Below are 5144 nucleotides of genomic sequence, written 5' to 3'. Positions count from 1 at the left end.
CAAATACTTTCTTACCGTTCTCATCACGTGTCCAAGCGTGGCAGTATGCATAGTATACACCCTTGTTTACATATTTGAATGTAGTGGATGTCTGAACCTGGTTCTTGCTGATAGAATCATAGTCTTTATTTGTGATGCAGTCACGGTCTGTGGAAATTACATAATCATAACCAGAAGCACCTTCAGCGTCTCCGGAAAGGATAACAGTTGCTTTATTACCAACAACTTTAACATCGCTGATCATTGGAGCACCGACCTTAGCAACTTCTGCAGAAAGTTCTTTAGAACCTGTGTAGTTCTTGCTGTCAGCTTTAGCTGTTACGGTTACAGTCTTTCCATCTTCACTGAATTTTACATCATATTCGGAAGATGGAACAATAACAGATCCATTTATAACAGTTACATTATTATTTTTATCAACAGTGATTGTTGTATTTGCAAGATCCTTTTTAGTAATCTTCCATTCTTTGGTATAGTTAAAGGCCCAGAAACCATCATTATCTTCATCAGCAGCTACATACGCACCTTTTCCTTTGATGAAAACATTATAACCGTCATAAGCATCATAAACGTCATAAGCATCAGTTTCTACAGTGTAATCCACACCCTGAATAAGACGATTTCCATTTGCATCAGCAACAACAACTTCTGGCTCTACTGGAAGTCCACCAGCATATTCTGTGTCGGAAATCTTTTTTACCCATGATTCTGCGATAATTCCTTTTCCTTCAATATTGAAAGTAAGGGTTGCAATAGCAACTTCTTTACCATTTTCATCTTTATATGCATGGTTTCCGAGACCATAAGCTTTTACAGTTGCTAATCCAGCATCAATATTATCGCTATATTCAAGGCGGTAATCTTTTCCTTCTGTTAATACTTTTTTATCATCTGTATCATAAACAACTACTTTTGTTTTGAAATCAGCAACAGTAATTGCTTTTCCAGTATAGTATGCGCCTGTCTCTTTGGCAGTTAATGTATTAATTTCCTTGCTGTTTGCATCCGATTTTTTAGCAAAGTGTGTATGTAATTCACTTGGAATAACTTTGTATGTTCCCTTGAATGTTCCCTGAACTTTTTTGCTGCTTGCTACTGCAGTAATTGTAAAGTTATAGGTTCCAACTTCTACAGCATCAAGATCCCATGTAAGTTCAAAATCGCCAGTTTTTGTGATTGGATCATATTCGGCTAAAACAGTATCACCAATTTTAACACCAACTACTTTTCCATTTTCTACTGCAATATCTGGTTTCTGAGCAAGTCCGTCATAAGACTGGTCATAATTATTCTTTTTAGTTTTGTCTGTCTTAGAACTTTCTACAGTAGCATTTGCTAAATCTGCTTTAGAAATAGTATATTTTAAAGTCAGTTTTCCAGAATAATTGTTAATACCTTCAATTGTAACATATGCGTCGCCAGCTTCTGTACCATTCTTAGCTACAATCTTATAATCTGTGCCTAATTTTAATTCTGTTGAACCATCTTTAACAGTGATTGTTGGTGTGATTTCTTTTCCTGTATATGTGTATGTACCATCAACAGTTGCTGTTACAGTTGAATCAGTAAGAGATTTTCCGACTAATTCTGATTCTACATTCTGTACATATGCACATTTATCTGCGTTTACATCAGTAAGATCTGCTTTATTGTAGTTGATTTTGTAGTTTGGATTTGTAAATACCACATCAGCGATTGCTTTATCACCAATTTTACGTGCTTTTGTTTTGGTCTTTACAGTATATTCTGTTGTTGGTACAGCAGTTTCTGTAGAACCTGATTTTGTAACAACTTTTACATTTGCGTCATAGGAATTCTTTCCTGCTGTGTAAGAAATCTTTTCGCCAGATACATATGCTGTTGCCTGTGCGATATCAAAAGTATAAGAAACAGATCCAACATAATCTCCCATGAACTGTAAAGTTACAGTAGCTTTCTTGGAAGCATCTTTATTTGCACCTTTTACAACATCAGAATCTGTATTATTTGTATAAGTAATGGTGTAATCTTTACCAAGTGTAAATTTCATATCTGTACCGCTTGGTGTACTTCCACTCCATACAATATTTTCAAATACAGCTTTTAATGGTTCAAGAGCAGAACCGGTGTAAACACTTGCATTTAAAGCATCTTTGATATTTTTATCTAATGTAGTATCACTCAAAGCTGTTTTAGCTGTGAGTGCAGTACTGTTACTTGTGAGTTTTGTTCCTTTTGGAAGAGCGATATCTTCTTTGTTAATAACATTATTAGCAACTGATACATCTGTGACATATTCATTAATAATGTTCTGGTTGAGAGCACTCTTCACTTTAATAGTAAGTCTGCCTTTTCCAGCAGTAGCATTATTTGTAAGTACAGGAGTAAGTTCATTTGTTGGAAGGACTTTTGAAATATCTTCTACAACTTTGCCTGTAGATTTATCTGTAAGAATAATCTGATTCCAATTTAACTCTTTAGCTGTAGAACTTACTTCTTGTGGTTTTACCTGAACCGTATATTTTTCTCCTAATTTGCTTAAATCTAATGCTGCAATGGAAAAAGTACCTGTTACACATTCAGGATTTACAGCGACAGCCTTGAAGTTATTGTAAGTTTCAACACCATTGATTGTGGCAGATTCCTTCATTGTAACGGTGATATTTTCAGCCTTGTAATCACCTTTGTCAACCTGATTGTCAGTTTTATTCTTGTCTGTATCAACAGTAACTGTGTATAACTCGCTAGGAATTACCTTTTTAGATAATTTATCAGTAACTACAACTGTAGGAACTGTATTTTCTGTTCCATTATAAGTAGTAGTTCCAGATACAACAACTGAAAGGTTATCCTTATTTGCATCCAGACGTCCAATTGTAAATGTTCCATCATACTTGGAAGTACCTGTATATCCTTTATCCTTGATACCTTCTACAGCAAATTTATATCCACCAACTTTGTAATCCTTGGCTTCTTCTGCATTTTCGAATTTTACAACATAGTTTTCACTATTTACTGTTTCTCCACTTAATTTTACAGTTAATTCATTGCTGGCTGGTCTCTGAATATTACCGTTATAATTCTGATATGGAGTAGTATAGTCGATTGTAGCGTTGCTAAGATCTACAGCTTTAAGCTGTGTCTCAAATGTTGCAACAGCTTCTTTCTCACCATCTACATAAAATTTAACAGTAACTTTTTTTCCGCCTGTAAATGCATCCAGTCCTGGCGCTGTAGATGTTAACTCCATAGAATCTGAAACTGTAGGCAGTGCTGTTGCTGTTACATTGATATCATCATTGTAATATACTTCATATTTGATTTTACTTGTCTCTACAGGGACTCCGTTTTTAGAAATTTCAAATTTAGCAGCATCAGTAACGCCATCTTTTTTAGCTAATGTAACTTTATCCTTCCATGTTCCGGATTTCAGTTCCATGTTAGTATTTAAGCTATAATCAGCTGCTACCTGTGCAGTAGAAACTTCTTCAGCAGCGTCATCAACAACTGGTGCGTCTACTGTTTCATCAGAAAATGCTTCTGTATCTTCTGCAACTTCGGATGTTACTGCTACGTCAGAACCATCGCTGAACTCAGCAGCCCATACCGGCACATTAGAAGTAGCAAGCATTGCAACAACAAGTGACATACTTAATGTCTTTTTTGCCATGCCCTTCTTTGTGTTTTTAATCTTTGTCATGATTATAGTTCCCCTTTGGGTGGTGGACAGATTGATTTTGTGGAAAAAAATTGTTTTGAGCAGAGCAATATAGAAATAAAAGTTAAAATGAAATGATTTATAACTGTATTATTTACGCATAATATTTATTATTTCACAATTATACAATTGCGTTGGCTGTTGATCGGCGGAATTATATTTGATGATTATATAAATCGTTGCATTCTATATGAAACGAAAAAAGAAATCGTTGCATTTCGATTGGAACGATTTTATACTATAAATTACAAATCAATATTGGGTTTCAAAGGGTTGAAAATGTGGAGGAAAATGTATCATGAGGGAAAGTAGAACATTGGAATATAAGGAAAATCTGTCATCTAACACGTTTCTGAAAACGATCAGTGCCTATGCTAATTATGGCGAAGGAAAGATTATATTTGGAATCAATGATCAGGGGAACGTCATCGGCATAACAGATCCAGTGAACGGATGTCTGAATCTGGAGAATAAGATCAATGACAGTCTCAGTCCTGTGCCGGAGTTCCGTCTGGAGATACAGGAGAATACGATTGTGCTTACTGTTTATGAAGGCAGGTATAAGCCTTATCTCTATAAAGGTAAAGCTTATAAAAGAAATGATTCTTCTACAGTTGAAGTGGATCGTCTGGAATATAACCGGTTGATCCTGGAGGGCTGTAATCAGACTTTTGAGGAGATCACTTCATTCAATCAGCAGCTTACTTTTGCTAAATTGGAAACAGAATTTATCCGGGTGATGGGCATTGAGAAGATCAATAAAGATATTTTAAAAACTCTTGAACTGTATTCTGATCAGAGTGGGTTCAATAATGCAGCTGCACTTCTTGCTGATGATAATCAGTTTACGGGAATAGATATCATACGTTTTGGTGATACCATAGATGAGATCATGGACAGGGAATCACTAGAAAATATTTCCATACTTTCTCAGTTGGAAAAAACACTTCAGATGTTCCGAAAGTATTATCAGTATGAAAAAATAGAGGGAGCCGAAAGGAAATGTATTGACAAAATCCCGGAAAAAGCCTTCAGGGAAGCAATAGCCAATGCTCTGATCCATCGAATGTGGGATATCCCGGCATCTATAAAAGTCAGTATGTATGCGGACAGGATTGAGATCAGTTCTCCGGGAGGGCTTCCTGCCGGAATCAGCGAAGAGGAATACCTGAATGGTCAGATATCCATACTCAGAAATCCTATTATCGGAAATGTGTTCTTCCGGCTGAAATATATTGAGAAATTTGGAACCGGAATCATGAGGATCAATCATGCTTACAGGAACGCACTGATAAAACCATCGTATCAGTGTTTTTCTAATTCTATCAAAGTAATTCTTCCTGTTATAAGGGAAAACTATGACCTGAGCGAAGCCGAACAGATACTGGTCAGCATCCTTAAGGGAAAAGAAAAAATGTCAAGATCAGAAATTGAGAAAGCAGCAGAA

General features: G+C 35.9%; 1 protein-coding gene and 1 pseudogene. One reads left to right on the top strand and one right to left on the bottom strand.

Translation table 11 applies throughout. The annotated features are described in order from the left end of the window. Positions 1-3679 (bottom strand): annotated as a pseudogene (locus tag LJE09_RS16720) (hypothetical protein); the annotation flags it as partial. A gap of 316 nt (positions 3680-3995) precedes the next feature. Here LJE09_RS16720 and LJE09_RS16715 point away from each other — a divergent pair. Then, positions 3996-5144 (top strand): ATP-binding protein (locus LJE09_RS16715; protein ID WP_227311574.1); only part of this gene is annotated, 1149 nt, incomplete at its 3' end.

It is taken from the genome of Blautia sp. DFI.3.45, assembly GCF_020593505.1.
Lineage (GTDB): Bacteria > Bacillota > Clostridia > Lachnospirales > Lachnospiraceae > Blautia_A > Blautia_A wexlerae.
Note: the sequence above shows the minus strand (reverse complement) of the source record. Positions and strands in the feature narration are given on the sequence as shown.